Here is a 25,918-nt window from a genome sequence, read left to right on the forward strand (position 1 = left end):
ATGACCAACCAGCCGAACCAGCCGAACCAGCACTACGACCCCTACGGGCAGCAGCCGCAGGCGTGGCCCGGGCAGGGGTACCAGGGGTACGAGGACCCGCACGCCGCTCAGCAGTACACGCAGCAGTGGCAGGGGCAGACCTGGGAGACGCAGAACCACCGGGCGGTGTCCGCGCAGGCGCCGGATCCGGAGACGGCGATCCTGACACCGCAGTCGCCCCGGCCGCTCCAGGGTCCCCGGCCGCCGCAGGAACCTGCTGCCCCGGCCGCGACCGACGCCACCGGCTACGGCCCGGCCACCGTCGGCGGGAACGCGCGCGTCACCGACGCGCAGCGGGCCCGCGCGGAGGGGCGCTCCCCGATCATCGAGCCCGGCATGCAGCCGGCCGCGCTGACGGCGCTGCTCGGGCTGCTGCTGGCCGGTGCCGCGGCGGTCGGGACGTACGCGCTGCTCGTGCCGCTGGTGATCCTCCAGGCCGTCACCGCGGCGGGCTGGTTCCGGCTGAACGGCATGTGGCCGGCCCGGCAGGGCATCGCTCTGGGCTTCGCGGGCGCGCTGGCCGCCGACGCGGCGCTGCTGGTCTCGGGCCGCTCGCCGTCGGCGATCCTCGGCACGATCGGGGTGTGGGTGCTGCTCGCGCTGGTCCTGCAGCTGCGGTCGCACGCCGACCCGGACGAGCGGATGTACGGCCTGATGGCGACGGTCGCGGCCTCGGCGCTGGCGATCGTGGCCGGCGGCTACCTCGCGGCCGCCGCGGAGGCGGTCACGGTCGGCGCGGTGGCGGTGGCGGTCGCCGTCCTGGCCCGCGCGCTGCCGCTGCCGACCCCGGCCTCGGTGGTGGTGTCCCTGATCGCCGCGGCGGGTGCGGGCATCGCGATGGGCTCGGTCACGGACCTCGGCACGTCGGGCGCCCTCCTCGGCGCGGGCGCCGCCGTCTGCGCCCTGATCGGCCACCGGGTCGCGAGCTACGACTACCCGTCCCGCTTCGTCCACTTCACGGCGGGCGTGGCCCTGCCGCTGGCCGCTGCGGCCCCGGCGGTGTACGTCCTGGGCAGGGCGCTGGCGTAGATCGGACAGGGCGGGACGCCGCGCCGCTCGCCCTGTCACAGATGATCAACAATCCTCCGGTCCCCCTTCCCCGCGGGGTTACTCTCACGCAAGGGACGGCCACCCGGTCGTCAGGCACCGCGTCCGACCGACTGGGTGGGGGACACACCGCATGCGCGCACTGCGAATACTGCTGATCTTCGTCGTGATCCTGGGCGGGCTCTTCGTGATCGCCGACCGCGTCGCGGTCAACTTCGCCGAGGACGAGGCCGCCGACCGGCTGAAGACGACGGAGAACCTGTCGGCGACGCCCGACGTGTCGATCAAGGGCTTCCCGTTCCTCACCCAGGTCGCCGGCGGTTCCCTGGACGACATCGAGGTCGGCATCAAGGACTACGAGGCCGCCGCGGGCAACGGCGGCCAGAAGATCCGTATCGACGACCTCCAGGCCGACATGAAGGGCGTCGAGTTCTCCGGCGACTACAGCTCCGCCACCGCCTCCACCGCCACCGGCACCGCGACCATCGCCTACGACGAGCTGCTGAAGACCGCGAAGTCCGAGCCCACCCAGGTCGCCCCGGGCGTCACCGCCAACGTCATCGGCCTCTCCGACGGCGGCAACGGCAAGATCAAGGTCACCGTCGAGGCCACGGTCCTCGGGACCAAGCTCCCGGAGCCGGTCTCCGTGCTCAGCTCGGTGAAGGTGGACAACGGCACCGTCCGCGTGCACGCCGACGGCCTGCCCAAGTTCGGCGGCGTCGACATCGCCGAGAACCGCGTCCGGGCGATCACCGACTTCCAGCAGAAGATCGACGGACTGCCCGGCGGCATCAAGCTGGACACCGTCCAGGCCGCCCCGGACGGCGTCGAGATCACGGTGAAGGGTTCCGACGTCCGCCTGGCCGGGTAGGCAGTCGCTCGGCGGATCCGACCTGCGCTGTCCGGTGGGCGAGACGGCGATGTCCGCAGCGTAGATGTGACGGGGGATACGGTCGGCCGGATGCCGCGCGGTGAGCGCCCTGGCAGCCTCTCGATCCCATATGGCGGATTGTCTCGTCTCAGCATGCGACACACCGGTGACACGCCCGCCCGACCGTCCCTACGATCGACGGTATGAAGCGACAGGCGGATCTCACGAAGCGGCGGGCAGTAGACCTGTGCCGCGTCGCCGCCATGCTCTGTCGCACCTTCTGAGCGATCGCGTCGGCAGTCGCGCCGGCGCGCGCATCCCCGCAGCCCCGCATCACGGGCACCCGTGCGCCGCCCTGCCTCAAGGGCGCGCCCTGCAGACCTCGCACGCCCCGCCGTAACTGCCCCGGAGGAGAAGAAGTATGAGCCGCAACGACGTCCTGGTTGACGCCGACTGGCTCCAGGAGCACCTGGACGACCCGACCATCGCCATCGTCGAGGTGGACGAGGACACGTCCGCCTACGAGAAGAACCACATCCGCAACGCCATCCGGATCGACTGGACCCAGGACCTCCAGGACCCGGTCCGCCGTGACTTCGTCGACCAGGAGGGCTTCGAGAAGCTCCTGTCCGACAAGGGCATCGGCAACGACCACACCGTGGTCCTCTACGGCGGCAACAACAACTGGTTCGCCTCCTACGCCTACTGGTACTTCAAGCTGTACGGCCACGACAGCGTCAAGCTGCTCGACGGCGGCCGCAAGAAGTGGGAGCTCGACGCCCGCGAGCTCGTCGCCGGCGACGAGGTGCCGGAGCGTCCGAAGACGGACTACAAGGCCAAGGCCCAGGACACGTCCATCCGCGCCTTCCGCGACGACGTCGTGGCCGCGATCGGTTCGCAGAACCTCGTCGACGTGCGCTCGCCCGACGAGTTCTCCGGCAAGCTGCTCGCCCCGGCCCACCTGCCGCAGGAGCAGTCCCAGCGCCCGGGTCACGTCCCGTCCGCCCGCAACATCCCGTGGTCCAAGAACGCCAACGACGACGGCACCTTCAAGTCGGACGACGAGCTCAAGGAGCTCTACGCCGAGGAGAGCGTCGACCTGGCCAAGGACACCATCGCCTACTGCCGCATCGGTGAGCGCTCCGCGCTGACCTGGTTCGTGCTGCACGAGCTCCTCGGCGTGGAGAACGTCAAGAACTACGACGGCTCCTGGACCGAGTACGGCTCCCTCGTGGGCGTGCCGATCGAGCTCGGCGCCAACAAGTAAGCCATCCCGACCGACCTTTCCAGACTTCAGGAGTACGACATGTGCGGTGCGAAGGCCGGCGGCCCCGACGCCTCGACGATCAAGCCCGGTGAGACCACCATCCAGGGTCAGGTGACCAAGGACGGCGAGCCCGTGGTGGGTTACGTCCGTCTGCTGGACTCGACCGGCGAGTTCACGGCCGAGGTGCCGACCTCGGCGACCGGACAGTTCCGCTTCTACGCGGCCGAGGGCACCTGGACCGTCCGTGCCCTCGTGCCCGGCGCCACCGCCGACCGCACGGTCGTCGCCCAGCAGGGCGGCCTGGCGGAGGTCGCGATCGCCGTCTGACGGCGACCGGATTTCGAAGGGCCGCACCCCGCGGGTTGGACGCCTGGGGTGCGGCCCTTCGGCCTGCCCGGACCCAGGGGGTTCCTGACGGATCTCCGCGGCGTCGCGACGCCCGGCCCGCACTCTCGCCGCACCGGGCAAAAGGCCTAGTAGCTCCGCTACGAGACCTTCCGCCCGGCACGCCGAGAGCACGCACCGAACGCCGCTCCTTCCTCCGCGGAGATCCGTCAGAAACCCCCTACGCTGGACGTATGTACGCACGCCGGCGTCATACGTACTTCGCGATGATGGGCCTCTGCATCGGCCTCTTCGTGCTGGCCTGGGGTGTCGTGCGGCTGTGGTCCGTTCCCGTCGCCGTCGGGATGTGTGTCGTCGCCATGGTCATCCCGCCCGTCGCGGCCATGGTCGCGAACCGGCGCGGGCCGGAGGACCGGTGGTGGGACGACCCGTCCGGGGACCCCAAGTCCGACGAGTGGTGGGACGAGCTGGACGGCAAGAAGCGCCCGCGCTGACCGGCGTCCACCCCGCCCCGTCCGCCCATGCTGACCGGCGTCCTCCCCGCCCCCCGGGGTATCCGCGCCCCATGAGACTGACAGCGGCGGTCCTGGACGCCCCGAACGCCCGGGAGCTCGCGCTCTTCTATCTGCGGCTGCTGCCCGGCTGGGGCGTCTGGCGGGACGAGGACGGCCCCGACTGGGTCCACATCCGGCCGCCCGGCGGCGGCACGGGGCTGTCCTTCCAGACGGAACCCGGCTACCGGCCGCCGGTCTGGCCGAGCGAGCCGGACCGGCCGCGGATGATGGTGCACCTCGACATCGAGGTCGACGACCTGGAGCGGGAGACCGCGCGGGCCGTCGCCGCCGGGGCGCGGCTCGCCGGGTACCAGCCGCAGGACGATGTCCGGGTGCTGCTGGATCCGGCAGGGCACCCGTTCTGCCTGTACACGGAGTCTCAGTAGACGAGCGCCTGCGTCTCGTCCGCCATCGCCTCCTGGACGAAGACCTGCGCACCGGCGATGCGGACGCCCTTCAGGACGTCCTGCTCCGTGATCTCGCGGCGCGCCGCGCACTGCGTGCACAGGGTGACGCGGCCGGCCGTCAGGAGGGAGTCCAGCAGGTCGGGCAGGGGAGCGGCGTGCGGCAGCTCGAACTCGGCGGCGCGGCCCGGCAGCGCGAACCAGGCGGACTCGCCGGTCAGCCACAGGGAGACGTCGACACCGCTGGCCACGGCCACCGCCGCCACCGTGAACGCCTGAGAGCACCGCTCGGGGGCGTCGGCCCCCGCCGTCACCTTGATCACCAGCTTCTTCGCCATAGCCGGAAGCCTAGTCCGGAATCGAAGTGCCGAAGGGGCCCGCGTAAGCTGGCCTCCGGCCCTGTGCACCCATTCGCACCCCCGCTCAAGGAGCACCCCGTGGAGATCTTCTTCGAAATCCTGTTGGTCCTGGTCGCCGTCGGCGTCCTCGCCTTCGCCGGACTGACCGTGAAGAAGCTGTACCAGGGCCAGCGCTGACCCCCGTCTAGGAAGTTCCCATGATCGAGATCCCGTCCGACCTCCACAAGGACCTCGTCCCGCTCGCCTTCCTGCTCGGCACCTGGGCGGGCGCGGGCGTGCACGACTTCCCCGGCTCCGAGAAGTGCAACTTCGGGCAGGAGGTCACCTTCACCCACGACGGCCGGGACTTCCTGGAGTACCAGTCCCACAGCTGGGTCCTGGACAAGGACGGCAACAAGGTCCGCCCCCTGGAGTCCGAGCACGGCTACTGGCGGATCGACGGCGCCCGCAAGGTCGAGGTGACGATGACCCGCGACGACGGCGTCATCGAGATCTGGTACGGCGAGCTGGCCGACAAGAAGCCGCAGATCGACCTCGTGACGGACGCGGTGGCCCGCACGGCCGCCTCCCAGCCCTACACCGGCGGCAAGCGGCTGTACGGCTACGTCAAGAGCGACCTGATGTGGGTCGGCGAGAAGCAGACCCCCGAGGTCGAGCTGCGCCCCTACATGTCGGCCCACCTGAAGAAGGTCGTCACCCCGGAGGAGGTCGAGCGCTGGGCCAAGGCCCTGCCCGACGACATGCCGGACGACGGCATCGCCTTCTTCAAGTGAGCGCACGCCTTCCTCGACCGGTCGCACGCGAGTGGTCCTAGACTCTTGGGTGTGGTGAGCACCGACTGGAAGAGCGATCTGCGGCAGCGCGGCTACCGGCTGACCCCGCAGCGGCAACTCGTGCTCGAAGCCGTGGACACCCTTGAGCACGCGACCCCCGACGACATCCTCGTGGAAGTGAGGAAGACGGCGTCGGGGGTCAACATTTCGACGGTGTACCGGACGCTGGAGCTCCTGGAGGAGCTCGGTCTGGTCAGCCACGCGCATCTGGGGCACGGGGCGCCGACGTACCACCTCGCCGACCGGCACCACCACATCCACCTGGTCTGCCGGGACTGCCAGAACGTGATCGAGGCGGACATCTCCGTGGCCGCGGAGTTCACCGCCAAGCTGCGGCAGACCTTCGGGTTCGACACCGACATGAAGCACTTCGCGATCTTCGGCCGGTGCGAGGACTGCACGCTCAAGGCTTCACATACCGAGTCGTAGGCTTACGGATATGAAGAGCCCCCTGCTGACCCTGCCCGGCGCCGTCCCCGCCGAGGGTGTGGACGAAGGTGTCGCCGCCCACTACGGCGATCTGTTCCGTGAGCAGCGCGCCCTCGCCGATGGCACCGGATTCGTGGACCTCTCGCACCGGGGGGTCGTCGCCGTCACCGGCGAGGACCGGCTCGCCTGGCTGCACCTGCTGCTCACCCAGCACGTCAGCGACCTCCCGGCGGGCCGGGCGACCGAGGCGCTGATCCTCTCCGCGAACGGCCACATCGAGCACGCCCTGTACCTCGTGGACGACGGCGCGACGGTCTGGGCCCATGTGGAGCCGGGCACCCAGGAGGCGCTGATCGCCTACCTGGAGTCGATGAAGTTCTTCTACAGGGTCGAGGTCGCCGACCGCACGGCCGACATCGCGGTCGTGCACCTCCCGGCCGGCTCCATCGCCCCGGTCCCCGACGGCGTCGTCGTACGGGAGACGCCGCACGGCCGGGACCTGTTCCTGCCGCGCGCCGACCTGGAGGCGTACGCGGCGCAGGTCGGGCCGCCCGCCGGGATCCTCGCCTACGAGGCGCTGCGCGTGGAGCAGTACCGGCCCCGGCTCGGTTTCGAGACCGACCACCGCACCATCCCGCACGAGCTGGGCTGGATCGGCTCGGCGGTGCATCTGCAGAAGGGCTGCTACCGGGGGCAGGAGACGGTCGCCCGGGTGCAGAACCTGGGCAAGCCGCCGCGCCGGCTGGTCTTCCTGCACCTCGACGGCAGCGAGGTCCATCTGCCCGTGGCCGGGACGGAGCTCCGGCTCGCGGACGACGGCCCCGACGGCCGCAAGGTCGGCTTCGTCACCACGTCCGCCCGTCACCACGAGCTGGGCCCGGTCGCCCTCGCCCTGGTGAAGCGGAACGTGGCGGTGGACGCCCCGCTGGTGGCGGGGGACACGGCGGCGGCCCAGGAAGTCGTCGTCGAGCCGTAGACCCTCCGGGTGGATCTTCGGCCCGGAGGCTTGTAGATCTTTCGGGTCAGATTTCGATCTGCACGGTGAACGGGCCGTCGTTCGTCAGTGATACGCGCATCGCCGCCCCGAAGCGGCCCGTGGCCACCGTCGCGCCCAGGGAGCGCAACTGCGCGACGACCTCGTCGACGAGGGGTTCGGCCACGTCGCCGGGGGCGGCGGCGTTCCAGGTGGGGCGGCGGCCCTTGCGGGCGTCGCCGTAGAGGGTGAACTGGCTGATCACCAGGAGCGGGGCGTCGATGTCGCTGCACGACTTCTCGTCGTGCAGCATGCGGATCGACCAGAGTTTGCGGGCCAGCTGGGCCGCCTTCTCCTTGGTGTCCTCGTGGGTGACGCCGACGAGGACGCACAGTCCCTCGCCCTCGATCGCGCCCACGGTCTCGCCGTCCACGACGACGCTCGCGCCGTCCACCCTCTGCACCACTGCTCGCATACGTCCATCATGCAGGGCGGTGACATCGGCGCCGCGGCTGGTCGGCGGATGCACCGAAAGGGTGGTTTGCGCGGGCGCCAACAGCCCCTGCACGGACGTATTTTGCTGCTATACCGCCCATCTGGGGTCTATCGGGGGCACTCGTTCCCATAGCGGCCACTTGGGGTGGCACGATGCTTGCACACACCGGTCGAGGGGACGGTTGAGGCACATGAGCACATCAAGCACCGGACAGCAGCAGGCGGCTGTCTGGTCGACGTACACGGGGATGGGCGCGTCGGAATACCACCGGCCGCCCACACAGCGCACGGACAGCCCGCGGCTGCCCTCGGACGCCTCCGGACCGGAGATGCCCGCGCTGAGCCTGCCCGAGCTGCGCACGCTGCGCCGCGAGGTCCGGCGTGACGAGGCCGACCTCAGCTATCTGCGGCGGCTGCTCCAGGGGCGGATCGACATCCTGCGCGCGGAGGTGGACCGGCGTACGCCGGCGGGCGACGCCTCCGTCGCGGTGTCCGAGGAGACCTCGGTGGTGGAGCGGCTGGCGGAGATCCTGCGGGACTCCCCGGCGCGGCACCGCTCCTCGGCACGCCATGTCACCCTGGGCACCCCGCAGGGCGAGGAGTACCGGCGGCTGGCCGCCGAGATGCTCGCCGAGGTGGAACTGTCCGACCTGGGCGCGCGCACGGACCTGGAGCTGAACGCGGCGATGGGGCGGCTCGAGCGTCACGAGCAGCAGGTCTCCCGGCGCCGCCAGCGGCTCCAGCGCACGGCCGACGAGTGCAGCGCGGAGATCGCGCGCCGCTACCGCGAGGGGGAGGCGCAGGTCGACGACCTGCTGGTCTGAGCCGTCCCGGGGCGGGACGCGCTGGGGGAGGGCCGGCGGTCGGAAATTTACGCGACACCGACCGGCCCTCCGCCTAGCGTGAGTTCATGACCCCCATACCCCGCGCCGACGACATCGACGTACGCCCGATCGCCGAATCCGAGTTCGCCGACTGGCTGCGTGCCGTGAACACCGGCTTCCTGCGGGCGGCCCCTCTGACCGACGAGGAGGTCGAGGGCCGGCGCGAGCGGTTCGTGGAGGGCCGCTACCTCGGAGCCTTCGATCGCGGCAGGTGTGTGGCGACGTTCCGGTCCTTCGACCAGGAGCTCACGGCCGTGGGCGGCGCGAGCGTCCCGGCCGACGCGATCTCGGGGGTCACCGTCACCGCCACCCACCGCCGCCGCGGGCTACTCAGCCGCATGATGGCGCGGGACCTGGCGGCCGCGAAGGAGCGCGGGGACGTGGCCGCGACGCTGATCGCCGCCGAGTACCCGATCTACGGCCGCTACGGCTTCGGGCCGGCGACCTGGACGGCGGAGTGGACGGTCGACGTGCCGCGCGCAGGCCTCGACGCCCGCTGGGCGGGCCCGGCGGACGGCGGGCGGGTCGACCTGGTGGAGGGCGAGGACGTCCGCAAGCTCGGCCCCGAGCTGCACGAGCGGCTCCGCCGCGGCGTGCCCGGCGCCATCGACCGCGACGACATGTGGTGGAGGATGAACACCGGAATCCTGCCGTGGGACCCGTCGTGGAAGCCGCCCTTCTACGCCGTGTACCGCTCGGCGTCCGGCGAGGTCGAGGGCATGGCCGTGTACGAGGTGGACGACAACTGGGGTGACGCCAAGCAGCCGTTGAACACGGCGACCGTGCGGTGGCTCATCGGAGTGACACCGGCCGCGGAACGCGCGCTGTGGGAGTACGTCTGCTCCGTCGACTGGGTCGTGAAGGTGAAGAGCGGCCGGCGGGCGCCCGACGACCTGCTCCCGCACTTCCTGCCCGACCCGCGGGCGGCGAGGATCACCTCGCTGGCGGACTGGCTGTGGGTGCGCGTCCTGGACGTCCAACGGGCACTGGAGGCGCGGACGTACGGGGGCACGGGGGCGCTGGTGCTGGAGGTCGCCGGTGTGGACGGGTTGACCGGCGGGCGCTACCGGCTGGAGGCCTCGCCCGAGGGGGCGTCCTGTACGCCGACCACCGAGAGCGCGGAACTCGCACTGGGGCTGGGCGAGTTGGGGGCGCTGTGGCTCGGGGACGAGTCGGCGGTGCGGCTGGCGGCGCTGGGCCGGGTGGGCGAAGAACGAGCGGGCGCCGCCCGGAAGGCCGACGCCCTGCTGCGTACGTCCAGGCGGCCTTGGTGCCCGGACATGTTCTGAGCCGCTCCCTCCTGCCGGTGTGCTGGGACCCGCATCCGTAGCGAGCTGTTCTGTTGTGGTTGTCGTGCGGCCGTGCAGGCCGGGCGGGACTCCCGGCTCCCCTCCGGGAGGGAGTCCCTGGCGGGTGGCCAACCTCCTGAAGGTCTGACCATGTGCCCGAAGTTGGTGACCAACTTCACTGTACTTATCTCCGCTTGGACGCGGCTCATAACCACCTTTCCCTGAACTGCCTAAAGATGGCGGGAAGTTGTACTGTGCAGTGGTGGACCCGGAACACGACTCCGTCAATGGGCGGAAGAGGTCGCAACGGCCACAGAGAACACATCACGAGGTGGCCGACGAGCTGCGCGCCCGGATCAGGTCAGGGGCGCTGCGGCCGGGTGCGCGCATGCCCACCCAGGCTCAGCTGGCCCACGAGTTCGGTGTCGAGCGCGGGGCGGTGCGGCAGGCGCTGCGCATCCTGCAGTCCGAGCGGCTGCTCACCAACATGTCCAAGGGCAGTCCGGCGACCGTCGCCCTCGACCCCGTCGGACCGCTGACCGGCCCGGAAGCTCCTCCGCTGCCCACGACGGTGGCCCTCGCTCCCCGGATAGCGGCGGCGTTCGGCGCGGAGCACGTCGAGATCGACGCCGTGTGCCTGACGTCCATCTCCCTCACGCTCGCCATCGGCGAGCCGCTGCGCCAGATCCACGCCGGACGGCTGAAACCGGCCAAGGTCGACGTCCGGGTGCTGCTGCCCAGCCGGGACATCGACCTGGCCTTCCCGGTTCCGGTCGAGGGGGGCGGCGACGACTGGGTGCACGACCGGTGGCTGGCGATGCGCAACGCCCAGGGGCAGGTCCTCCAGCACAACCTGCTGGCCCTGCGCGCCACCCACGGCATCGACGTGCACGTCACGTTCCGGGCGCTGCCCTTCACCCCGCCGGTGAAGCTGTACCTGCTCAACGGCACGGAGGCGCTGTTCGCGTACTACACGCTGACGCGCCGGGAGGCCGAGGCCGAGCACGAACAGCCGGCGTTGTACGACGCCCAGGGCACCCGGTCCATGCTGTTCTCCTTCGAGCAGGGCGCCGGGCTGCGCGACACGACGTTCGTGGAGCAGTCGCACCTGTGGTTCAACGCACTGTGGGAGACGATCAGTTCGGAGCTGGTGCTCACGAGCTGATCGTCTCCCACGGGTCGTTCCGGGGCGGTGCGGTGGTTCATCGGGTGGGCCCCGTCATCAGCAGCGCGAGCACGACGGCTCCCGCGGAGCTGACGGCCGGGCTCTTGGCCTTGACGCCCACGGTGAGAAGGATCAGACCGACGAGGCCGGCCGGACCGTACTTCCACTGGACGAGCTGTTCGAAGGCGACGACGAAGGCGGCGGAGAGGAGAGCGAGGGCGGGCATCGGTGTTCCCCCTTCGGAAGTCCGGAAGCAAAACTTCCACCAACTCCGAGAAGTTGGCAACCAACTCTGATTAAGTTGTCCCCACTTGGTCCCTAGTCATAAACAACTTTCAAGCAACTCCCGTCAGATGGATCAGAGTTGTAGCGTTTGGTCGTGACCCAGGAGAGCGTGGCGGAGAACGTGGCAGTGAACGGCAGCAGAAGGTCCTCGCCCCAGGAGATCGCCGACATCCTGCGGCAACGCATCCGAGCCGGTGAGCTCAAGCCGGGGGACCGCCTGCCCACCCAGGCCGAACTGGCGGAGGAGTTCGGCGTGGAGCGCGGCGCCGTCCGCCAGGCTCTGCGCGTCCTCCAGGAGGACGGCCTCCTCACCAACGTCAGCAAGGGCAGCCCACCGCGGATCGCGGCCCCGGAGCCGGTCCGGGGGGAGCCCCAGCCGACGATGGTGGGGCTGGCCCCCCGTCTGACGGAGGCCTTCTCGACGCCGCACGTGCGCATCGACGTGGTCTGCCACACCGCGGAGACGCTGATGGTCGCCATCGGCGAGCCGCTGCGCCTGATCCACGAGGGCCGCATCCATCCCGAGTCGATCGACGTCCGCATCCTGGTCCCCTCCCGGGACATCGAGCTGGCCTTTCCGGTCCCGGTCGAGGCCCACGGCGACGACAACCCGGTCCACCAGCGCTGGCTGGCGATGCGCAACGCCCAGGGGCAGGTCCTCCAGCACAACCTGAAGGCGCTGCGCTCGACGCACGGCATCGACGTCCACGTCACGTTCCGCGCGCTGCCGTTCACCCCGCCGGTGAAGCTGTACCTCCTCAACGAGGAGGAGGCCCTGATCGGCTACTACATGCTGACCAGGCGTGCGGAGGAGTGGGGCAGCCAGACCCTGGACATGTACGACGTCCTCGGCTCCCAGTCCCTTCTCTTCTCCTTCGTGAAGCGGACGGGCCGCCGGGACGCGGCGTTCGTGAAGGAATCCCAGAAGTGGTTCAACGCCCTCTGGGAAACCATCACCTCGGACCTGACACTCTCCTAGTGACTTCTGATACGAAGCAGACTGGTGCGGTGCACATCACGACCGAGAACGATCCGAACCGACTCCGCGATCGGATCGAACGTGCCCGTGTCGTGCTGTGGGACTTCGACGGGCCCATCTGCCGCCTGTTCGCCGGGCACTCGGCGGAGCGGGTGGCGGGCGACCTGGTGTCCTGGCTGGAGGGCCGCGGTCTGCACGGCCTGCTCACGGAGACCGAGCGCGAGTCGCTCGACCCGCATGTGGTCCTGCGCGCCGTGGACCGCCGGCACCCCGGCAGCGACCTCGTCGCCGAGCTGGAGGAACGCCTCACCCAGGAGGAGCTGCGGGCCGCGACCTCGGCGATGCCGACCCCGTACGCCGATCCGCTGATCCGCACCTGGACCGCGGTGGGATCCCGCCTGGCGATCACCACGAACAACTCGCCACGGGTGGTCCGCACGTACCTCGCGGGACGCGGCCTCGCCGACTGCTTCGCCCCCCACGTCTACGGCCGCACCCAGGAACTCCGGCACCTGAAGCCGGACCCGCACTGTCTGAACCGGGCGCTGCGGGCGATGGGGGCGGCGCCGGGGGAGGCCCTCATGATCGGCGACACTCCCTCCGACCACGAGGCGGCGGGCCGGGCGGGAGTGCCGTTCCTGGGCTACGCGCGTAACGAACGCAAGGCCAAGATCCTGAGGGACGCCGGGGCCGACGCGGTCCTCGTGTCCCTGGAACCGCTCTTGGACCTGCTGCGCGCGTAAGCGAACCGCCGGGAGCAACTGACTCATCAGGAAACCGCCTTCTGCCGGTCCTCGGGGTCGGACAACTGGCCGGGATACTTGCCTGGTTGCCTGCTTGAACCAGGCATGCCCGGTCAACTTGATCCCTTAACCGGCAAGTTGCAGGCCGTCCTGCCTGAGAGCGACTTGTTTGCTTGTCGGCCCGCAGCGGTACGTACGTCGTGTGACTGCCAGACGGAGTGGTGACGGCAAGGAGTTCCGGCGCGTGGCCGAGGAGCTGCGGACCCGGATGGCCGACGGGACGTACGGTCTGGGTGTCACGCTGCCCTCGCAACGGGTCCTCGCAGCGGAGTTCGGTGTGTCCAGGGACACGGTGCAGCGGGTCATCCAGGAACTCGGCAACGAGGGCTGGATCGAGAACCGGCAGGGTGCCAAGGCTCTGGTCATCAAGAATCAGCGCATCCAGTCCGAGACGGCCCGGGCCACTCGCTCCCGGCGGCCGATGACCCTGGGGCCCCTCATCAGCGAGGCGTTCGAGCAGCCCGAAGTCACCCTGGACGTCTACACGTTGACCTCCGAGTCGCTGGACGTCCACATCCGCTTGCAGGCCGAGCGGATCCGCGCCGGCGTCATCGCGCCCGAGCGGATCGCCCTGCGCATGCTCCTGCCCTCAGAGTCGCTGGAGTTGCCTTACCCCCGGGCCCTGAAGGAGGAGGACGCCCCGCGGCTGCGGGACCGCTTCCGCACCATCACCCAGCGCAGCACCGAGTCCCTGCGCCAGGTGCTGCGGGGCCTGGAGGCGGAGAAGCTGGTCCCGTCCGTGGAGCTGGAGATCCGGCACGCCCCCCTCACCCCGACCTTCAAGCTGTACGTGATCAACGGGAGCGAGGTGCTCCACGGCCTGTACAACGTGGTCGAGAGGCCGCTGGTCCTCGACGACGGATACCAGGTGCGGGCACTGGACGTCCTGGGCCTCGGCGCCACGCTGACCCATCACGTGCGGGACGGCGACCCGGAGTCGGCCGGCAGCATCTTCGTGGACACCATGCGCACGTGGTACGACTCCGTCTGGAAGTGGTTGTCGGAGCTGCCGCAGTGACGGAAACGCGCTGCGGAGACGGGAGGAGACGCCTGGTGGCCGGGTGTAGCATTCCGGCACCGCGCAAGGTTTGAGTCGTTCCCGCGCCCCGCTCGTATGGGACGAGGCCAACCGGCCATCACCGAACGAGTTCACGCAGTCTCATGCTGATGGGTGGCATTCACCCGTAATGGCTCACTCTGCCATGCGCGGCGTCGGCCGCGAACCTACCGTTTGCCATACCCTCCTCCCTTCTCGTCCTTCCGGAGCGGCCAGTGGGCGCACCTCCTCGTCCCCGTCCTCTTCTCGGGGAGCGCGCCTCGCACGACGCCACCTACCGGGCCTTCGTGAAACTCGCCGCCGAGCTGGGGCAGGAGACCAGCGGCCACCACAACCGCAACTACGTCCTTCCGCTGACCCCGGGCATGGCCCGGATGATCGGCGGTGAGGCGGGGACGTCGGTGACCGTCCGGGTCCGGCGTCCGGACGCGCTGCCCGTGGTCATCAGGACCTGGCAGAACGAGGCCGACATCCTCGCCGCCGTCCGGGGCGTCCTGCCGCACGCGCCGCAATGTCTGCTCAAGCGGGACGATTTCGCGATCCACAGCTTCGTCGAGGGCGTGCCCCTTTCCAGCGTCTGCGACAACGGCAAACCGGTCGACACCCTGCTCATCAAGGCACTGGCGGGGCTGCTCGCCCGTATGGCCCAGGTGCGGCGTGGCGCGCTGCCCGCCCTGCCGGCCGTCTGGCCCCGCAACGACACGGACAGCCAGGGCTTCCTGCGGACCCTGGTGCACCTGGCGGACCAGCAGGTCAGACGGCCCAACCGCGAGAGGTTCGGCGGGCTGTTCGCGGCGCTGGGCATTCCGGAGGACGCACTCGCCGGGCTGGCCGGACGGGTGCCCGCGATGGCCCGGCGGCCCTACAGCCTGCTCCACGCCGACCTGCACCGCGACAACGTGATCGTGTCGTACGCGGGCGACCCGCCCCTCATCTGTGTCGACTGGGAGCTCGCCACCTACGGCGACCCGCTGCACGACCTCGCGACCCACCTCGTCCGCATGCGGTACCCGGCCGACCAGTGGGCCGAGGTGGTCGACTCCTGGGGCGAGGCCATGCAGGAGGTCCGTCCGGCCGCCGTCAACGGACTGGCCAAGGATCTGCGGCACTATCTGGCGTTCGAGCGGGCGCAGTCGGTGTTCCCGGACGTGATGCGGGCCGCCCGGTCCCTCGAGGAATCGTTCACGCAGACGAGCCTGGACGAGGCGACGGCCGAGGTGCGCAGGGCCCTGGAGGCGGCGGCGGAACCGCTGCGGCTCACCAGGGTGCCGCGCGAGGGCGAGATCCGGCGGGCCCTGTTCCGGTGGCTGGTGTCGCGGATGAACGGGGACATCAGCGGCCGGGCGTGGATCGCGAAGGCGTTCGAGTGGCGGCCCGACCGGCGCGTTCCGGAGCGCCCCGACTTCCCGCCCGCCGCGGTGCGGGAGGCCCTGCTGGCGGAGGGGGCCGCTCCCGCGGGGAGGGTCTTCAAGGGGACCGCCCACCTGAACACGGTGGTGACGGTGCCGGGTGTCGACCCGCCCGTGGTCGTCCGGCGGAAGCTGCCCGAGGTGTGCCGGCGGGAGCGTGGCTTCCTCAGCGAGCACGCCGTGCTGCGGGCGATCGAGGAGTCGTCCGTCGGGGTGGCCGCGCCGCGGGTGCTCGCCCTGGGCGAGACCTACCAGGGCGACACCATCGCCCTCCACACCTACGTCGGGCCGCGGGACGTCGACCGGCCCCCCAGCCACCCCGTCCACGGCCTGCTGCCGCACGAGGCGGACGGTCTGGTGGACCAGCTGTGCGCCCTGACGCACGTCAGGTACCGGCAGGTGGACCCGACCGCCGGCGAGGGCGCTTTCCACCGCTGGCTGCGGGACCAGCTGGTCGCCCTGGTACGGGACCTGCCGAAGGAGTCCCAGCAGCTGGCCCGGCACCTCGGGCTGCCCGACGCGGACCGGCTGCAGCTGATCCTCTCCCGGCACGAGGTGAGCCACCGGGAGCCCGCGCTCCTGCACGGTGACCTGAACCCGTGGAACCTCGTACGCCGCGACGACCGGCTGGCGCTGACCATCATCGACTGGGAGATGGCCGTCGTCGGCGACCCCCTCTACGACCTCGTACGGCACATGCACCTCACCCCTACCCGGCCGGAGATCAGGGACCGGATGTTCCGTCGCTGGGAGCGCCTGCTGCCCGCCGAGTACACCCGCGACTGGCGCAAGGACTGGCGGATGTACCGCGGGCTGGAGATCGTGCGGTCCGCCTACGTCGACCTGGACCGCATCGTGACCGGCGCGGGCCTGGACGCTCCGAACGTCCGGCGGGCGGTGGACTCCTACGCGGTGACGCTGGCCGTCGCCACGGGCTCCCTCGGCCTCCCGGTGCGCTCCACGGCCAACCCCTACCTCGCCCGCGCCCTGGCCTGACGCCGCCCCTGCGTAGGCTCCCCCTCATGAGCGACCCCGGCCTGCGTGAGCGTAAGAAGCGGCGAATGTACGAGACCGTGTCGGACATCGCCGTTCGGCTCTTCATGGAGAAGGGGTTCGACGCGGTGTCCGTCGCGGAGGTGGCGGCGGCGGCCGAGATCTCGAAGCCGACGTTGTTCCGGTACTTCCCGGCCAAGGAGGATCTGGTGCTGTACCGGATCGCCGATCACGAGGGGGAGGCCGCCCGGGTGGTGGCGGGGGCCGAGGGGACGGCCGTGGAGGCGCTGCGGCGGCATTTCGTGACGGGGCTGGAGCGGGAGGACCCGGTGACCGGGCTCAGCGACCATCCTGACGTGCTCGCCTTTCACGCCCTGCTCTACGGGACGCCCTCCCTGGTCGCCCGGGCGCACACGCACCAGGAGCGGTCGGAGGCCGCGCTGGCCGAGGTGCTCGGGGGTGATCTGGACGCGCGGCTGGCGGCCGGGCAGATCATGGCCGTGCTGCGGGTGCTCGCGCTGGAGAACTGGCGGCGGATCGCGGCGGGGGAGCGGGTGGCGGACGTGCGGCCGGACGCGGTCGCGGCGGCGCAGCGGGCGTTCGGGTGGCTCGCGGCCGGGCTGCCGCCGCGCCTTCGTGGAGAGACTCGGTAATTTATTTAACTCGGTTACGTTTTCGCGTACGCTCGGTGGAATGACCTCGACCGAGCCTGCCCTCCAGTACGTCCTCGACCGGGAACGCGCCCATCACGAGCGCTGCCGGACCGCCCTCGCCGCGATGGTCGAGGGCGCCGGTGAACAGGTCGTCATCGGGGAGGACGTGTCCGCGTCCGGGGCCGATGCCGAAGTCCTCGGATACCAGCTGCGCAGCCGGGCGAAGGCGCTGCGGGAGCTGCCCGAGGGGCCGTTGTTCTTCGGGGCGCTGGAGGGAGGGGACGGCACGCTGCACATCGGGCGGCTGCGGATCTCCGAGCACCCGGCCGAACCGCCCCTGGTCGTCGACTGGCGTGCGCCCGTCTCACGCGCCTTCTACCAGGCGTCGGCCCGGGACCCGCAGGGCGTGGTGGTGCGCAGGCGGTTCGGGTGGGCACCCGGCAGCCGGGGCGACTCCGGGGATCTCACCGGCCTGGAGGACGAGCACCTGGAGCAGGGGGAGTCGCGCGACAGCGAGATCGTCGCCCGGGAGATCGAGCGGCCCCGGGTCGGGCCCATGCGGGACATCGCCGCGACGATCCAGCCCGAGCAGGACGACCTCGTCCGGGGGGACCTGGCGCTGTCGGTGTGCGTGCAGGGCGCGCCGGGCACCGGCAAGACCGCCGTCGGGCTGCACCGGGCCGCGTATCTGCTCTACACGCACCCGCAGCGCATCCGGCGCGGCGGCCTGCTGATCCTCGGACCCAACCGCACCTTCCTGTCGTACATCGCGGAGGTGCTTCCCGCCCTCGGCGAGACCGGCGTGCGGCAGTCGACGCTGGCGGAGGAGATCGCCCGGTGCCCGGTCCGGGGCGCGGACGAGGAGCCGGCCGCGGTCGTGAAGCACGACGCCCGGATGGCCGAGGTGCTGCGGCGGGCGCTGTACGCGCGCGTGCGCGCCGAGGGCAGCGGCGCGGAGATCGCCCTGCCGGACGGGGCCTACCGGTGGCGGGTGCCGGCGGGAGAGCTCGCGCGGATCGTGGCCGAGGTGCGGGAGGAGGAACCGCCCTACGGGGTCGGGCGGGAGCGGGTGCGGGCGCGGATCGTGCGGTCTCTGCGCGAACAGGTCGAGCGGCGGGCCGGGCCGCCGCCGAACGCCTGGGTGCGGCGGGTCGAGCGGGCGCGGCCGGTGTCGGCGTACGTCGATGCCGTGTGGCCGCGGGTGCGGCCGGAGGAGGTCGTGGCCGAACTGCTCGGCGACGAGAAGGTGTTGGCGGCGGCCGCCGAGGGGCTGCTCGACGCCGGTGAGCAGCGGGCGCTGCTGTGGGAGCGGCCGCCCCGGTCGTGGAAGTCGGCGTGCTGGTCGGCCGCCGATCTGGTGCTGCTCGACGAGGTGGCCGGGCTCATCGGGCATCCGGAGGGGTACGGGCACGTCGTCGTCGACGAGGCGCAGGACCTGTCCCCGATGGAGTGCCGGGCCATCGCCCGCCGGGCCCGCTTCGGTTCGCTGACGGTGCTGGGCGATCTGGCGCAGGGGACGACGCCGTGGGCGGCGCGGTCCTGGCGTACGGTCCTCGCGCACCTGGGGAAACCGGACGCGGCCGAGGTCGCCCTGACCACCGGGTTCCGGGTGCCGCAGGCCGTCGTCGGGCTCGCCAACCGGCTGCTGGAGCGTCTCGACGTGGATGTACCGCCGGCCCGATCGCTCCGCGGGGACGGGGAGTTGCGGATGCGGGAGACCACCGTCGACGGCGTGCCCGGGGCGGTCGTGGCGGCCGTACGGGACGCGCTGGGGCGGGAGGGCTCGATCGGGATCGTCGCGGCGGACGCGGACGTCCCCCGGGTGCGGGCGGCCCTGGAGGCGGCCGGCATCGCGGCGGCGGGCCCGGACGAACTCGGCGCGCGGGTCGCCCTGGTGCCGGCGAGCGTGGTCAAGGGCCTGGAGTACGACCATGTCGTGGCCGTCGAGCCGGCGGCGATCGCCGAGGCGGAGGAACGGGGCCTGCACCGGCTGTACGTGGTGCTGACCCGGGCGGTGTCACGGCTGGAGGTGGTGCGGGGGAGGGAACTGCCTTTCTAGGAAACCTTTTTGACGGCTAGGGTCCCGTGCCATGGCTGACGTCGACGCGTTCACGGACATACCCACGACCACGCTGGCCGATCTGCTGGGCCGCGAGCAGGTCATGGACATCGGGATCCGGCCGCTGTGGGAACCGGTGCCCCGGGTGGCCGGACCCGCCTTCACCGTACGGTGCCCGCCCGGCGACAACCTGATGCTGCACGCCGCGATCCACCGGGCCGGCCCCGGCTCGGTCGTCGTCGTGGAGTCGGGCGACCTGGACTACGCCCTGGCCGGCGGCAACGTCTGCGCCGTCGCCCGGCGCCGGGGCATCACCGCGTTCGTCGCCGACGGGTTGATCCGCGACCTCGCCGAGGTCCGGGACATGCGCTTCCCGGTGTTCGCACGCGGTGTCATCCCCATCCCGGGCGCCAAGTCGGCCGCCACACCGCTGAACGAGCGGGTGCGCTGCGGCGGGGTCGCCGTCGACGCGGGCGACACCGTCGTCGCCGACGAGGAGGGCGTCGTGGTCGTGCCCGGGGCCCGCCGCGAGGAAGTGCTGGCGGCGGCCCGGGCGAAGCTGGCGAAGGAGGCCGCTCAGTCCCTGGACGACTGGGAGTCGGCCCACCGCACCCGCATCGCCGGGATCCTCGCGGACCAGGGCTTCGAGGATCAGGCTTACGAGGACTGACCGACCGGTCTGGGCCGGCCGGTCGATCGCTACGACCGGTCTCGGTCTGCCGGTCGCTACGCCGCGGCGAAGGGCCCTCCGTTGGTGAAGGCCAGTTCGTGGAAGCGGTCGCCGATGTGGCGGTGGGTGGCCGCGTCCGGGTGGATGTGGTCGGGCAGGGGGTGGGCGGCGGCGTCCTTCGCGCCGTAGAGGTCGAGGCCGTCGAGGTAGTGCAGGTTCGGGTCGTCGGCGGCGCGCTGCTCGACGATGCGGGCCAGTTCCTCGCGGATGACGGTGAGCGTGAGCTTGCCCGCGGCCGTCTGCGCCGGGTCGCCCATGGCGGCGAAGACCATCCGGCCCTTGCTCATCTCGTCCCTGTCGGGGGCGGTGGGCCCGGGCGTGTCCTCGTGGATGGCGCAGTGGATGGGGGAGACGAGCAGCAGCGGGGTGTCCGGGTGCCCGTCGCGGATCGTGTCGAGGAAGCCGTGCACGGCGGGGCCGAAGGTGCGCAGGTGCATCGCGTCCTGGTTGACGAGGTTGATGCCCGTCTTGACGCTGATCAGGTCGGCCGGGGTGTCCCGCATGGCGCGCGCGGTGAACGGGTCGAGCATCGCGCTGCCGCCGAAGCCGAGGTTGACCAGCTCCGCCCCGCCCCGCAGTGCGGCGATCGCGGGCCAGATGGCCGTGGGGCTCGCGGCGTCCGAGCCATGGCTGATCGAGCTGCCGTGGTGCAGCCACACCCTGCGGCCCCGGTCCGGGGCGGGCGTGACGGGAGCGTCCGTGCGCAGGGCGACCAGCTCGGTGGTCTCGTTGTGCGGCAGCCAGATCTCGACGTCCTTGTCCCGCGCGGGCAGGCCCGTGAAACGGATCGTGCCGACCGGGCCGGGCGTGACCTCGCCCTCCCAGGTGGCGAGGTCGACGGTGAGGACGTTGCCGTCGGTCCCGGCGGCCTGGCCGGCCGGGACGCCGTCGACGAGGAGGTCGTACAGCCCGTCCGGGCGCGGCGGGAAGCCGGTGTACTCGCGCTTGGTGCGCAGCGTGTCCAGCTCGATGGCGGTCGCGGCGGTGCGCAGCGCCAGGCGCACGCCCGAGGGCTGGGACTCGGCCATCGACAGCTGCGGGCTGGTGTTCTGCGCGCGGGCCCGGGCGGGCAGCCGGTGGGGGAGCAGGCCGTGCTCGGTGCGCTCCAGGTCGAGGGCGCCGCGCAGCAGGTCCGCCGTGACGGGCGTGGTGATCCAGTCGTGCTCGGTGTGCATGGGTGTCAGCCTCGGGGGTCGGTAGGGGCCGCGGGCCAGTTCCGCAGCAGCGTGTCGAGGGCGTCGAGGATCCGGGCCCAGGTCTCCTCGGTGTCCGGGGCGCTGTGGCTGAAACCGCCGCCGAGCTCCAGGCTGACGTAGCCGTGGAAGACGCTGCCGAGCAGCCGGACCGCGTGGGTCTGGTCCGGCTCCGTCAGGTCGTAGCCGCGCAGCAGCGCCCGGGTCATCTGCGCGTGCCGGACACCGGCGCTCGCGGCCGCCGTCTGCGGGTCGAGCCGCAGTTGGGCCGCGGCGTAGCGGCCCGGGTGTTCCCGGGCGTAGTCGCGGTACACGTTCGCGAGGGCGGACAGGGCGTCCTTGCCGGCTCGTCCGGCCAGGGCCTCGGCGGCCCGGTCGGCGAGTTCCGCGAGGGCCAGCAGGGCGATCCTCGTCTTCAGGTCGTGGGAGTTCCGCACGTGCGAGTACAGGCTCGCGACCTTGACGTCGAACCGCCGGGCGAGTGCCGAGACGGTGACCTGCTCGAAGCCGACCTCGTCGGCGAGCTCGGCGCCGGCCTCGGTCAGACGCTCGGGCGTGAGTCCTACGCGTGCCATGAGGGTTCTCCCTTCTACCTGAAGAGAGCGTGCCCCTGCCTAAAGCTTTTAGGCAAATGACTGTGACCTTTCGCGGCCGCGGCGGGTTTTCCCCCAGGGCTTGAGGACGGAGATCACCGTCATGAAGACGTAGGCGGACAGCGACACGACCGGCCCGAAGAGCACGTCCCCTGCGTCGGGCAGCGGTCCGCCCGCGGCGACGGCCGTGACCGCGGAGTTCACGCCGGGGCGCAGCGCGAAGACCGTGGCGGTGGTGGTGGCGAGGGTCAGCCAGAACTTCGTGTACACCCACCGGTGCCGGGCCAGGCCCCACTTCGTGCCCAGCGACAGCAGCAGGCCGCTGAGGAGCGTGAGGAACGCGACGGGGAGCAGGAGCCAGTCGGCGAAGAGCTTCATGGCCCGGACGGAGGCCTCCACGGTCGCGGGGGATCCGGTGGTGGCCGCGGAGATCCCGAGCGCGAGCAGCCCGAGCGTCAGCCCGAGCCAGCAGGCGGAGACGGTGACGTGCACGACGAGCGCGGCGCGGCGGGATCGGCGGTTGAGTTTCGGCTTCGGCTTCACGCTGTCACCGTGCCGGGGGAGGGGTGGTGCGGGCGTCTTGCAGCGGGAGTAAGTCGGCGTACTGGCGTCGGAGTACGAGGCGTGTCAGTGCCATCACCTACCTTCGTGGCATGACCGAGCCTTCCCACCTCGTAGCCATCCGCGAGTCCTACGACACCGTCGCCGCCGACTACACCCGACTCGTCAAGGAACCGGCCGAGTTGGACCCGGTGTCCCGCGCGATGTTGGCCGCCTTCGCCGAACTGGCGGCGCCTCTCGGGCCGGTCGCCGACCTGGGCTGCGGTCCGGGCAAGGTGACGGCGCACCTGGCCGCTCTGGGGGTACCGGTGTTCGGCGTGGACGTGTCGCCGAGGATGATCGAGCTGGCCCGGACGGCGTATCCAGAACTCCGCTTCACCGTCGGCTCGATGACCGCGCTGGACATCGCCGACGGCGAACTCGGCGGCATCCTCGCGTACTACACGACCCACCACACCCCGCCGCAGTGGCTGCCGACCGTCTTCGCCGAGTTTCACCGCACCCTCGCGCCCGGCGGCCGGCTGATGCTGGCCGGCCATGTGGGCAACGGCGATCACCTGCGCCCCACGCGCGCGTACGGCGACCATCCGGTGTCCTACGAGTCCCACCTGCTGCCGCCGGACCGGATCGCGGAACTGCTGCACCGGGCGGGGCTGGTGGTCACGACGCGGGTGGTGCAGGAACCGGACGGAGGGGTGAAGAGGCAGGGGGGTACGTTCCTGGCGTACAAGCCGGAGTAGCGGAACGGACCTGGTGGGGTGGGGTTGTCAGCCGTTCTGTTCGGCTTCTTCGGGGGCGTCGCCGACCGGTCGTTCGACGACGAAGGAACCCTTCCCTCGCACGGTGACGATCAGGCCGCGCTCGCGGAGTTCCTGTGCGGCCCGTCGCGCGGTCAGTCGTGCCACACCGTACTCGTCGGCGAGGTGATTCTCGGAAGGGATGGGCCTGTCCGGTGCCAGTTCACCGGATGCGATCTTCCCGGCGATGACGTCGGCCAACTGCACGTAGAGCGGTCTCGCGCTCATCGGGTCCAGAGTGGGCTTCGACGCTTCGGTATCGCTCATACGTCCAACGTAGAGCGGTAGCGATCTGCCCGATCGTGTGGATCCCTCTGTACTTGTATGTAGAGGGCTGTATCCAGGTGTAGCGTCGAAGACGGAAAGACCCCGGCGAGGTGGACTAGACCTCCCGGGGCATGGCCAACGCTGATCAAGGAGCGTCGACATGCACGACCTTATCCCCCGCGCCCTCCACTGGCTGCGCCTCCTCTTCGCCCCCGGCACCGGGAAACGGCGGCGGTGCCACCCCCGCCGTCACCTCTTCCCCCACGTGCACCTCACCCTCGTCAGCTGCCCCTCCGCCCCCCAGCAGCCGCAGCTCCCCCGCCACCGCTCCCCGTACGGCCTGCACAGTCCTCTCGACGGAGCCGCTTCCTCCCTCGTCCGCCCCTACCTCGCCGCCCACGAACAGGAAGCCGTTCTCCAGGAACGCCGTCGCCTGGCCCTCGTGCTCGCCGCCGACTTCGGGATCGATCTCGACCAGCATCTGATCGGCGCGCGGGAGGTGGCCGCCTGATGGAACCCCTCACCGGTCGGACACACGTCACGCCGCCACCCAGGCTCCTGCCCTGGTCGTCTCCCGACGGCAACCCCTGTTACCTGGTGACCGACCACAACGGCAGCCACCTCTCCCGTCTCGCCGACGACTTGGAAGCCGTCCAGCTCGCCACTGGCGCCGACGTGCTCGGTCACGCCCGCAAGGTGCTGGACGACCCGGCCTCCCCGCACAGGGAGATCCGTTTCGCCGGCATCCGTCTCGCCGAGTGCCTGAGCGACGCCCTGCGGGTCGCCGAGTCCCGGGGAATGCGCCTGCCCGGGCCGGACACCGAGGACGCCTGAGAGGGTCACCCGCCGTGTGTCCACACCCGCAACGGGCCGATCGGCTCGAAGCCGTGCCGGAGGGCGACCCTCAGATCGTCACCCTGCTCGTAGCCGACTACGGGCAGGGTGGGAAAGAGGTGGGTGAGTGCATGCAGAACGACCGGCCAGGCCGCGTCGGGTCCGTCCTCCCGCCCGAAGACGTTGGAGACGCCGACGACATGCTCACTGCGGGTCGCCACGGCTCCGGCGACCACGCGGCCGTCGGAGCCGTGGCCGGGCCGCGCCAGGATCACGAAGGTCTCCGGGTCGGCGAGCAGCCCGGGCCGGAACAGCTCTGCGTGTCCGGCCCCGTCATCCCAGGCCAGTGCCCAAGCACGCAGGGTGTCCGGGTCGCCCACCACATCCCACGCGAGATCGGATGACGGGATGGGCGCCCCGGCCGGCCGGTGGACCCACTGTGCCTCGAACAGCACCTGGAACCCGGCTGCCGTCAACTCCAGGTCGGCGAAACTGTCCTTGACCGAGGCGCCGGGCGAGGCCGTGTCGATCCGCGCCACGAGCGCGTCCCGGCCGGTCTCCGGCTCCAGCGTCACGGCGTCGGGGTAGTAGAGCGGCGTCCGCACGGCCGCGGCCCAGGCCTCGGCCCCGAACTCGCCCGCCACCCCGTGCGCCCGGCACATCGCCGCACACCACTCGGCGTTGTTCCGGGCGGCAGACCGGATCAGGACTTGCCGCGAAGTCGTCATGACAGGGATGAAACCGATGGCCGGACCGGTCCGTCCACCGATTTGATGGTGCCGCCCTCGACCTCTGCCGGAAGGACCCCGCCCCCGTGCCTGCTTCCCTTGCCGAGTCCGGACCGGCCGTCGCCCTCCTGAGCGGGCTCGGCGCGGCGGACATCGCCCATCCGGGCGGCACCCTCCTCGCCCACCTCACGCGGGTGCAGAGGCAACTCGCCGAGTGGGGAGCCCGCCCGGCCCTCCAACTGGCGGGTCTGTGCCACGCGTTCTACGGCACCGACGGCTTTCCGGACGCCCTGCTGCCCCTGGACCGCCGTGACGAACTCGCGTCGGCGGTCGGCGCCGAGGCCGAGGCTCTGGTGTATCTGTACGCCTCGTGCGATCGCGGGGCCACCTATCCGACGCTCGCGGAGGCTGATGGACCCTTCCACGACCGGTTCACCGGCTTGCGCCATACCCCCGAGCCGCAGGCGCGGCGGGACTTCGCCGAGTTGTCCGCCGCCAACGAGATCGACCTCGCTCGCCTCGACCCCGCCTTCCGTGACCGGTGGGGCCCCGACCTCCTCAGCCTCTTCACCCGCGTCCGTTCCCTGCTGAGCCGACCCGCCTGGTCGGACTGCCAGGAGGTGCTCGCCGGATGAAGTTGAGCGCGATCACCCTGGACTGTGCCGACCCGCTCGCCCTGGCGGCGTTCTACCAGCAGGCCACCGGCCTGGAGCTGCACCCGAAGTCGGACGCCGACTTCGCCGCGCTGGAGGATGAGAACGGCCTCTCCCTCGCCTTCCAGCGGATCGACGGCCACCGGCCGCCCAGCTGGCCCGACCCCGCCGTTCCCCAGCAGCTGCACTGCTGTTTCCGGGTCGCGGATCTGGACGAGACGGAGCGGCGACTGCTGAGACTGGGCGCCGGCAAACCGGAACATCAGCCGAACGCGGGAAGGTGGCGCGTCCTCACGGACCCGGCCGGGCATCCCTTCTGCATCGTCGGGGGTCTCGTCGAGCCTGAATGAGGCGGTCGGCCGGCCCCGGG

33 protein-coding genes are annotated in these 25,918 nt (G+C 71.3%); 25 read left to right on the top strand and 8 right to left on the bottom strand.

Annotated features, from left to right (window positions below; translation table 11 throughout):
• The 7 genes from IE153_RS19115 (at position 1) to IE153_RS19140 (ending at position 4,509) form a co-directional block, all read left to right on the top strand.
• Complete coding sequence (locus IE153_RS19115; RefSeq protein WP_189590892.1) at positions 1-1,068, top strand: hypothetical protein; 1,068 nt, start codon at positions 1-3, stop codon at positions 1,066-1,068.
• A gap of 151 nt (positions 1,069-1,219) precedes the next feature.
• A complete protein-coding gene (locus IE153_RS19120; RefSeq protein WP_189590893.1) occupies positions 1,220-1,957 on the top strand; it encodes an LmeA family phospholipid-binding protein in 738 nt (245 codons plus the stop codon).
• Between the two features lie 203 nt (positions 1,958-2,160).
• Positions 2,161-2,241 carry a putative leader peptide gene (locus tag IE153_RS42740; protein WP_350310325.1) on the top strand — a complete coding sequence of 27 codons (81 nt, stop codon included), beginning with the start codon at positions 2,161-2,163 and terminating at the stop codon, positions 2,239-2,241.
• A 137-nt stretch (positions 2,242-2,378) separates the two neighbouring features.
• Complete coding sequence (locus tag IE153_RS19125; protein ID WP_189590894.1) at positions 2,379-3,224, top strand: sulfurtransferase; 846 nt, start codon at positions 2,379-2,381, stop codon at positions 3,222-3,224.
• 39 nt (positions 3,225-3,263) lie between these two features.
• Positions 3,264-3,551, top strand: coding sequence for a DUF1416 domain-containing protein (locus IE153_RS19130; protein WP_003991226.1), 288 nt, complete (start codon positions 3,264-3,266; stop codon positions 3,549-3,551).
• 251 nt (positions 3,552-3,802) lie between these two features.
• On the top strand, positions 3,803-4,063 hold the full coding sequence (locus IE153_RS19135; RefSeq protein ID WP_142162402.1) for a DUF3099 domain-containing protein: 261 nt from the start codon (positions 3,803-3,805) through the stop codon (positions 4,061-4,063).
• A 71-nt stretch (positions 4,064-4,134) separates the two neighbouring features.
• The gene (locus tag IE153_RS19140; protein WP_189590895.1) at positions 4,135-4,509 is read left to right on the top strand and encodes a VOC family protein; all 375 of its coding nucleotides are present in this window, start codon (positions 4,135-4,137) and stop codon (positions 4,507-4,509) included.
• On the opposite strand, the gene IE153_RS19145 is transcribed toward IE153_RS19140, so the two are convergent.
• Positions 4,503-4,865, bottom strand: a complete 363-nt coding sequence (locus IE153_RS19145) for a DsrE family protein (RefSeq protein ID WP_097217443.1) — start codon at positions 4,863-4,865, stop codon at positions 4,503-4,505. The genes IE153_RS19140 and IE153_RS19145 overlap by 7 nt on opposite strands.
• 218 nt (positions 4,866-5,083) lie before the next feature.
• Here IE153_RS19145 and IE153_RS19150 point away from each other — a divergent pair, with 218 nt between their 5' ends.
• The 3 genes from IE153_RS19150 to ygfZ are packed head-to-tail and all read left to right on the top strand — an operon-like array spanning position 5,084 to position 7,124.
• The gene (locus IE153_RS19150; protein WP_189590896.1) at positions 5,084-5,659 is read left to right on the top strand and encodes a heme-binding beta-barrel domain-containing protein; all 576 of its coding nucleotides are present in this window, start codon (positions 5,084-5,086) and stop codon (positions 5,657-5,659) included.
• Positions 5,660-5,710: 51 nt separating this feature from the next.
• Positions 5,711-6,148, top strand: coding sequence for a Fur family transcriptional regulator (locus IE153_RS19155; protein WP_185007073.1), 438 nt, complete (start codon positions 5,711-5,713; stop codon positions 6,146-6,148).
• 10 nt (positions 6,149-6,158) lie between these two features.
• Complete coding sequence (ygfZ, locus tag IE153_RS19160; RefSeq protein ID WP_189590897.1) at positions 6,159-7,124, top strand: CAF17-like 4Fe-4S cluster assembly/insertion protein YgfZ; 966 nt, start codon at positions 6,159-6,161, stop codon at positions 7,122-7,124.
• 46 nt (positions 7,125-7,170) lie between these two features.
• On the opposite strand, the gene dtd is transcribed toward ygfZ, so the two are convergent.
• A complete protein-coding gene (gene dtd, locus IE153_RS19165; RefSeq protein WP_030242984.1) occupies positions 7,171-7,596 on the bottom strand; it encodes a D-aminoacyl-tRNA deacylase in 426 nt (141 codons plus the stop codon).
• Between the two features lie 211 nt (positions 7,597-7,807).
• Between dtd and IE153_RS19170 the strand changes: the two genes are divergently transcribed.
• The 3 genes from IE153_RS19170 (at position 7,808) to IE153_RS19180 (ending at position 10,954) form a co-directional block, all read left to right on the top strand.
• The gene (locus IE153_RS19170) at positions 7,808-8,440 is read left to right on the top strand and encodes an RsiG family protein (protein ID WP_189590898.1); all 633 of its coding nucleotides are present in this window, start codon (positions 7,808-7,810) and stop codon (positions 8,438-8,440) included.
• Positions 8,441-8,526: 86 nt separating this feature from the next.
• A complete protein-coding gene (locus tag IE153_RS19175) occupies positions 8,527-9,789 on the top strand; it encodes a GNAT family N-acetyltransferase (protein WP_189590899.1) in 1,263 nt (420 codons plus the stop codon).
• Positions 9,790-10,036: 247 nt separating this feature from the next.
• Complete coding sequence (locus IE153_RS19180; RefSeq protein ID WP_189590900.1) at positions 10,037-10,954, top strand: winged helix-turn-helix domain-containing protein; 918 nt, start codon at positions 10,037-10,039, stop codon at positions 10,952-10,954.
• Positions 10,955-10,991: 37 nt separating this feature from the next.
• On the opposite strand, the gene IE153_RS19185 is transcribed toward IE153_RS19180, so the two are convergent.
• Positions 10,992-11,180, bottom strand: coding sequence for a hypothetical protein (locus IE153_RS19185; protein ID WP_189590901.1), 189 nt, complete (start codon positions 11,178-11,180; stop codon positions 10,992-10,994).
• Positions 11,181-11,327: 147 nt separating this feature from the next.
• Between IE153_RS19185 and IE153_RS19190 the strand changes: the two genes are divergently transcribed.
• The 7 genes from IE153_RS19190 (at position 11,328) to IE153_RS19220 (ending at position 19,862) form a co-directional block, all read left to right on the top strand.
• On the top strand, positions 11,328-12,218 hold the full coding sequence (locus IE153_RS19190; protein ID WP_189590902.1) for a FadR/GntR family transcriptional regulator: 891 nt from the start codon (positions 11,328-11,330) through the stop codon (positions 12,216-12,218).
• A complete protein-coding gene (locus IE153_RS19195) occupies positions 12,218-12,961 on the top strand; it encodes an HAD family hydrolase (protein ID WP_435811942.1) in 744 nt (247 codons plus the stop codon). Before IE153_RS19190 ends, IE153_RS19195 begins: the two co-directional genes overlap by 1 nt.
• Before the next feature lie 202 nt (positions 12,962-13,163).
• The gene (locus tag IE153_RS19200) at positions 13,164-14,039 is read left to right on the top strand and encodes a winged helix-turn-helix domain-containing protein (protein ID WP_189590904.1); all 876 of its coding nucleotides are present in this window, start codon (positions 13,164-13,166) and stop codon (positions 14,037-14,039) included.
• 254 nt (positions 14,040-14,293) lie between these two features.
• Entirely contained in the window at positions 14,294-16,483 is a 2,190-nt protein-coding gene (locus IE153_RS19205; protein WP_189590905.1) for a phosphotransferase family protein, read from the top strand.
• A gap of 26 nt (positions 16,484-16,509) precedes the next feature.
• Complete coding sequence (locus IE153_RS19210; protein ID WP_189590906.1) at positions 16,510-17,133, top strand: TetR family transcriptional regulator; 624 nt, start codon at positions 16,510-16,512, stop codon at positions 17,131-17,133.
• A 40-nt stretch (positions 17,134-17,173) separates the two neighbouring features.
• Positions 17,174-19,192: a HelD family protein gene (locus IE153_RS19215; protein WP_189590907.1), complete on the top strand. Its 2,019-nt coding sequence runs from the start codon at positions 17,174-17,176 to the stop codon at positions 19,190-19,192.
• A 31-nt stretch (positions 19,193-19,223) separates the two neighbouring features.
• The gene (locus IE153_RS19220; protein WP_189590908.1) at positions 19,224-19,862 is read left to right on the top strand and encodes an RraA family protein; all 639 of its coding nucleotides are present in this window, start codon (positions 19,224-19,226) and stop codon (positions 19,860-19,862) included.
• Positions 19,863-19,918: 56 nt separating this feature from the next.
• Here IE153_RS19220 and IE153_RS19225 read toward each other — a convergent pair whose 3' ends face one another.
• Genes IE153_RS19225 through IE153_RS19235 form a run of 3 tightly spaced genes read right to left on the bottom strand, consistent with a single transcriptional unit; the run spans position 19,919 to position 22,251 of the window.
• Positions 19,919-21,097: an SGNH/GDSL hydrolase family protein gene (locus IE153_RS19225; RefSeq protein WP_189590909.1), complete on the bottom strand. Its 1,179-nt coding sequence runs from the start codon at positions 21,095-21,097 to the stop codon at positions 19,919-19,921.
• Between the two features lie 5 nt (positions 21,098-21,102).
• Positions 21,103-21,690 carry a TetR/AcrR family transcriptional regulator gene (locus tag IE153_RS19230; RefSeq protein WP_031106847.1) on the bottom strand — a complete coding sequence of 196 codons (588 nt, stop codon included), beginning with the start codon at positions 21,688-21,690 and terminating at the stop codon, positions 21,103-21,105.
• Positions 21,691-21,738: 48 nt separating this feature from the next.
• Positions 21,739-22,251, bottom strand: a complete 513-nt coding sequence (locus tag IE153_RS19235; RefSeq protein WP_189590910.1) for a DUF2269 family protein — start codon at positions 22,249-22,251, stop codon at positions 21,739-21,741.
• 110 nt (positions 22,252-22,361) lie between these two features.
• Here IE153_RS19235 and IE153_RS19240 point away from each other — a divergent pair, with 110 nt between their 5' ends.
• Entirely contained in the window at positions 22,362-23,009 is a 648-nt protein-coding gene (locus tag IE153_RS19240; protein WP_189590911.1) for a class I SAM-dependent methyltransferase, read from the top strand.
• Positions 23,010-23,036: 27 nt separating this feature from the next.
• On the opposite strand, the gene IE153_RS19245 is transcribed toward IE153_RS19240, so the two are convergent.
• Positions 23,037-23,333 (bottom strand): GntR family transcriptional regulator, encoded by a 297-nt coding sequence (locus IE153_RS19245; protein ID WP_229829056.1) that lies wholly within the window; start codon positions 23,331-23,333, stop codon positions 23,037-23,039.
• A gap of 160 nt (positions 23,334-23,493) precedes the next feature.
• Between IE153_RS19245 and IE153_RS19250 the strand changes: the two genes are divergently transcribed.
• Together IE153_RS19250 and IE153_RS19255 are read left to right on the top strand one after the other, a co-directional pair.
• The gene (locus tag IE153_RS19250; protein WP_189590912.1) at positions 23,494-23,844 is read left to right on the top strand and encodes a hypothetical protein; all 351 of its coding nucleotides are present in this window, start codon (positions 23,494-23,496) and stop codon (positions 23,842-23,844) included.
• On the top strand, positions 23,844-24,167 hold the full coding sequence (locus IE153_RS19255) for a hypothetical protein (protein WP_189590913.1): 324 nt from the start codon (positions 23,844-23,846) through the stop codon (positions 24,165-24,167). Before IE153_RS19250 ends, IE153_RS19255 begins: the two co-directional genes overlap by 1 nt.
• A 5-nt stretch (positions 24,168-24,172) precedes the next feature.
• Here the strand turns inward: IE153_RS19255 and IE153_RS19260 are convergent, their stop codons facing one another.
• Complete coding sequence (locus IE153_RS19260; protein WP_189590914.1) at positions 24,173-24,895, bottom strand: hypothetical protein; 723 nt, start codon at positions 24,893-24,895, stop codon at positions 24,173-24,175.
• A gap of 86 nt (positions 24,896-24,981) precedes the next feature.
• Here IE153_RS19260 and IE153_RS19265 point away from each other — a divergent pair, with 86 nt between their 5' ends.
• A complete protein-coding gene (locus IE153_RS19265) occupies positions 24,982-25,530 on the top strand; it encodes a DUF6817 domain-containing protein (RefSeq protein ID WP_097217420.1) in 549 nt (182 codons plus the stop codon).
• Positions 25,527-25,898 (top strand): VOC family protein, encoded by a 372-nt coding sequence (locus IE153_RS19270; protein WP_189590915.1) that lies wholly within the window; start codon positions 25,527-25,529, stop codon positions 25,896-25,898. Before IE153_RS19265 ends, IE153_RS19270 begins: the two co-directional genes overlap by 4 nt.
• The last annotated feature ends 20 nt before the right edge of the window (positions 25,899-25,918 follow it).

The organism is Streptomyces massasporeus (assembly GCF_014648995.1).
GTDB classification, from domain to species: Bacteria; Actinomycetota; Actinomycetes; order Streptomycetales; family Streptomycetaceae; genus Streptomyces; species Streptomyces massasporeus.

Excerpts from the sequence above, each read along its gene's own strand:
- IE153_RS19145 (WP_097217443.1), bottom strand. The coding sequence starts at position 4,865 with ATGGCGAAGAAGCTGGTGATCAAGGTGACGGCGGGGGCCGACGCCCCC.
- IE153_RS19125 (WP_189590894.1), top strand. The coding sequence starts at position 2,379 with ATGAGCCGCAACGACGTCCTGGTTGACGCCGACTGGCTCCAGGAGCAC.
- IE153_RS42740 (WP_350310325.1), top strand. The coding sequence starts at position 2,161 with ATGAAGCGACAGGCGGATCTCACGAAGCGGCGGGCAGTAGACCTGTGC.
- IE153_RS19225 (WP_189590909.1), bottom strand. The coding sequence starts at position 21,097 with ATGCACACCGAGCACGACTGGATCACCACGCCCGTCACGGCGGACCTG.
- IE153_RS19250 (WP_189590912.1), top strand. The coding sequence starts at position 23,494 with ATGCACGACCTTATCCCCCGCGCCCTCCACTGGCTGCGCCTCCTCTTC.
- IE153_RS19140 (WP_189590895.1), top strand. The coding sequence starts at position 4,135 with ATGAGACTGACAGCGGCGGTCCTGGACGCCCCGAACGCCCGGGAGCTC.
- IE153_RS19130 (WP_003991226.1), top strand. The coding sequence starts at position 3,264 with ATGTGCGGTGCGAAGGCCGGCGGCCCCGACGCCTCGACGATCAAGCCC.
- IE153_RS19215 (WP_189590907.1), top strand. The coding sequence starts at position 17,174 with ATGACCTCGACCGAGCCTGCCCTCCAGTACGTCCTCGACCGGGAACGC.
- ygfZ (WP_189590897.1), top strand. The coding sequence starts at position 6,159 with ATGAAGAGCCCCCTGCTGACCCTGCCCGGCGCCGTCCCCGCCGAGGGT.
- IE153_RS19270 (WP_189590915.1), top strand. The coding sequence starts at position 25,527 with ATGAAGTTGAGCGCGATCACCCTGGACTGTGCCGACCCGCTCGCCCTG.
- IE153_RS19185 (WP_189590901.1), bottom strand. The coding sequence starts at position 11,180 with ATGCCCGCCCTCGCTCTCCTCTCCGCCGCCTTCGTCGTCGCCTTCGAA.
- IE153_RS19170 (WP_189590898.1), top strand. The coding sequence starts at position 7,808 with ATGAGCACATCAAGCACCGGACAGCAGCAGGCGGCTGTCTGGTCGACG.
- IE153_RS19210 (WP_189590906.1), top strand. The coding sequence starts at position 16,510 with ATGAGCGACCCCGGCCTGCGTGAGCGTAAGAAGCGGCGAATGTACGAG.
- IE153_RS19115 (WP_189590892.1), top strand. The coding sequence starts at position 1 with ATGACCAACCAGCCGAACCAGCCGAACCAGCACTACGACCCCTACGGG.
- IE153_RS19175 (WP_189590899.1), top strand. The coding sequence starts at position 8,527 with ATGACCCCCATACCCCGCGCCGACGACATCGACGTACGCCCGATCGCC.
- IE153_RS19230 (WP_031106847.1), bottom strand. The coding sequence starts at position 21,690 with ATGGCACGCGTAGGACTCACGCCCGAGCGTCTGACCGAGGCCGGCGCC.
- dtd (WP_030242984.1), bottom strand. The coding sequence starts at position 7,596 with ATGCGAGCAGTGGTGCAGAGGGTGGACGGCGCGAGCGTCGTCGTGGAC.
- IE153_RS19220 (WP_189590908.1), top strand. The coding sequence starts at position 19,224 with ATGGCTGACGTCGACGCGTTCACGGACATACCCACGACCACGCTGGCC.
- IE153_RS19135 (WP_142162402.1), top strand. The coding sequence starts at position 3,803 with ATGTACGCACGCCGGCGTCATACGTACTTCGCGATGATGGGCCTCTGC.
- IE153_RS19150 (WP_189590896.1), top strand. The coding sequence starts at position 5,084 with ATGATCGAGATCCCGTCCGACCTCCACAAGGACCTCGTCCCGCTCGCC.
- IE153_RS19255 (WP_189590913.1), top strand. The coding sequence starts at position 23,844 with ATGGAACCCCTCACCGGTCGGACACACGTCACGCCGCCACCCAGGCTC.
- IE153_RS19240 (WP_189590911.1), top strand. The coding sequence starts at position 22,362 with ATGACCGAGCCTTCCCACCTCGTAGCCATCCGCGAGTCCTACGACACC.
- IE153_RS19260 (WP_189590914.1), bottom strand. The coding sequence starts at position 24,895 with ATGACGACTTCGCGGCAAGTCCTGATCCGGTCTGCCGCCCGGAACAAC.
- IE153_RS19245 (WP_229829056.1), bottom strand. The coding sequence starts at position 23,333 with ATGAGCGATACCGAAGCGTCGAAGCCCACTCTGGACCCGATGAGCGCG.
- IE153_RS19120 (WP_189590893.1), top strand. The coding sequence starts at position 1,220 with ATGCGCGCACTGCGAATACTGCTGATCTTCGTCGTGATCCTGGGCGGG.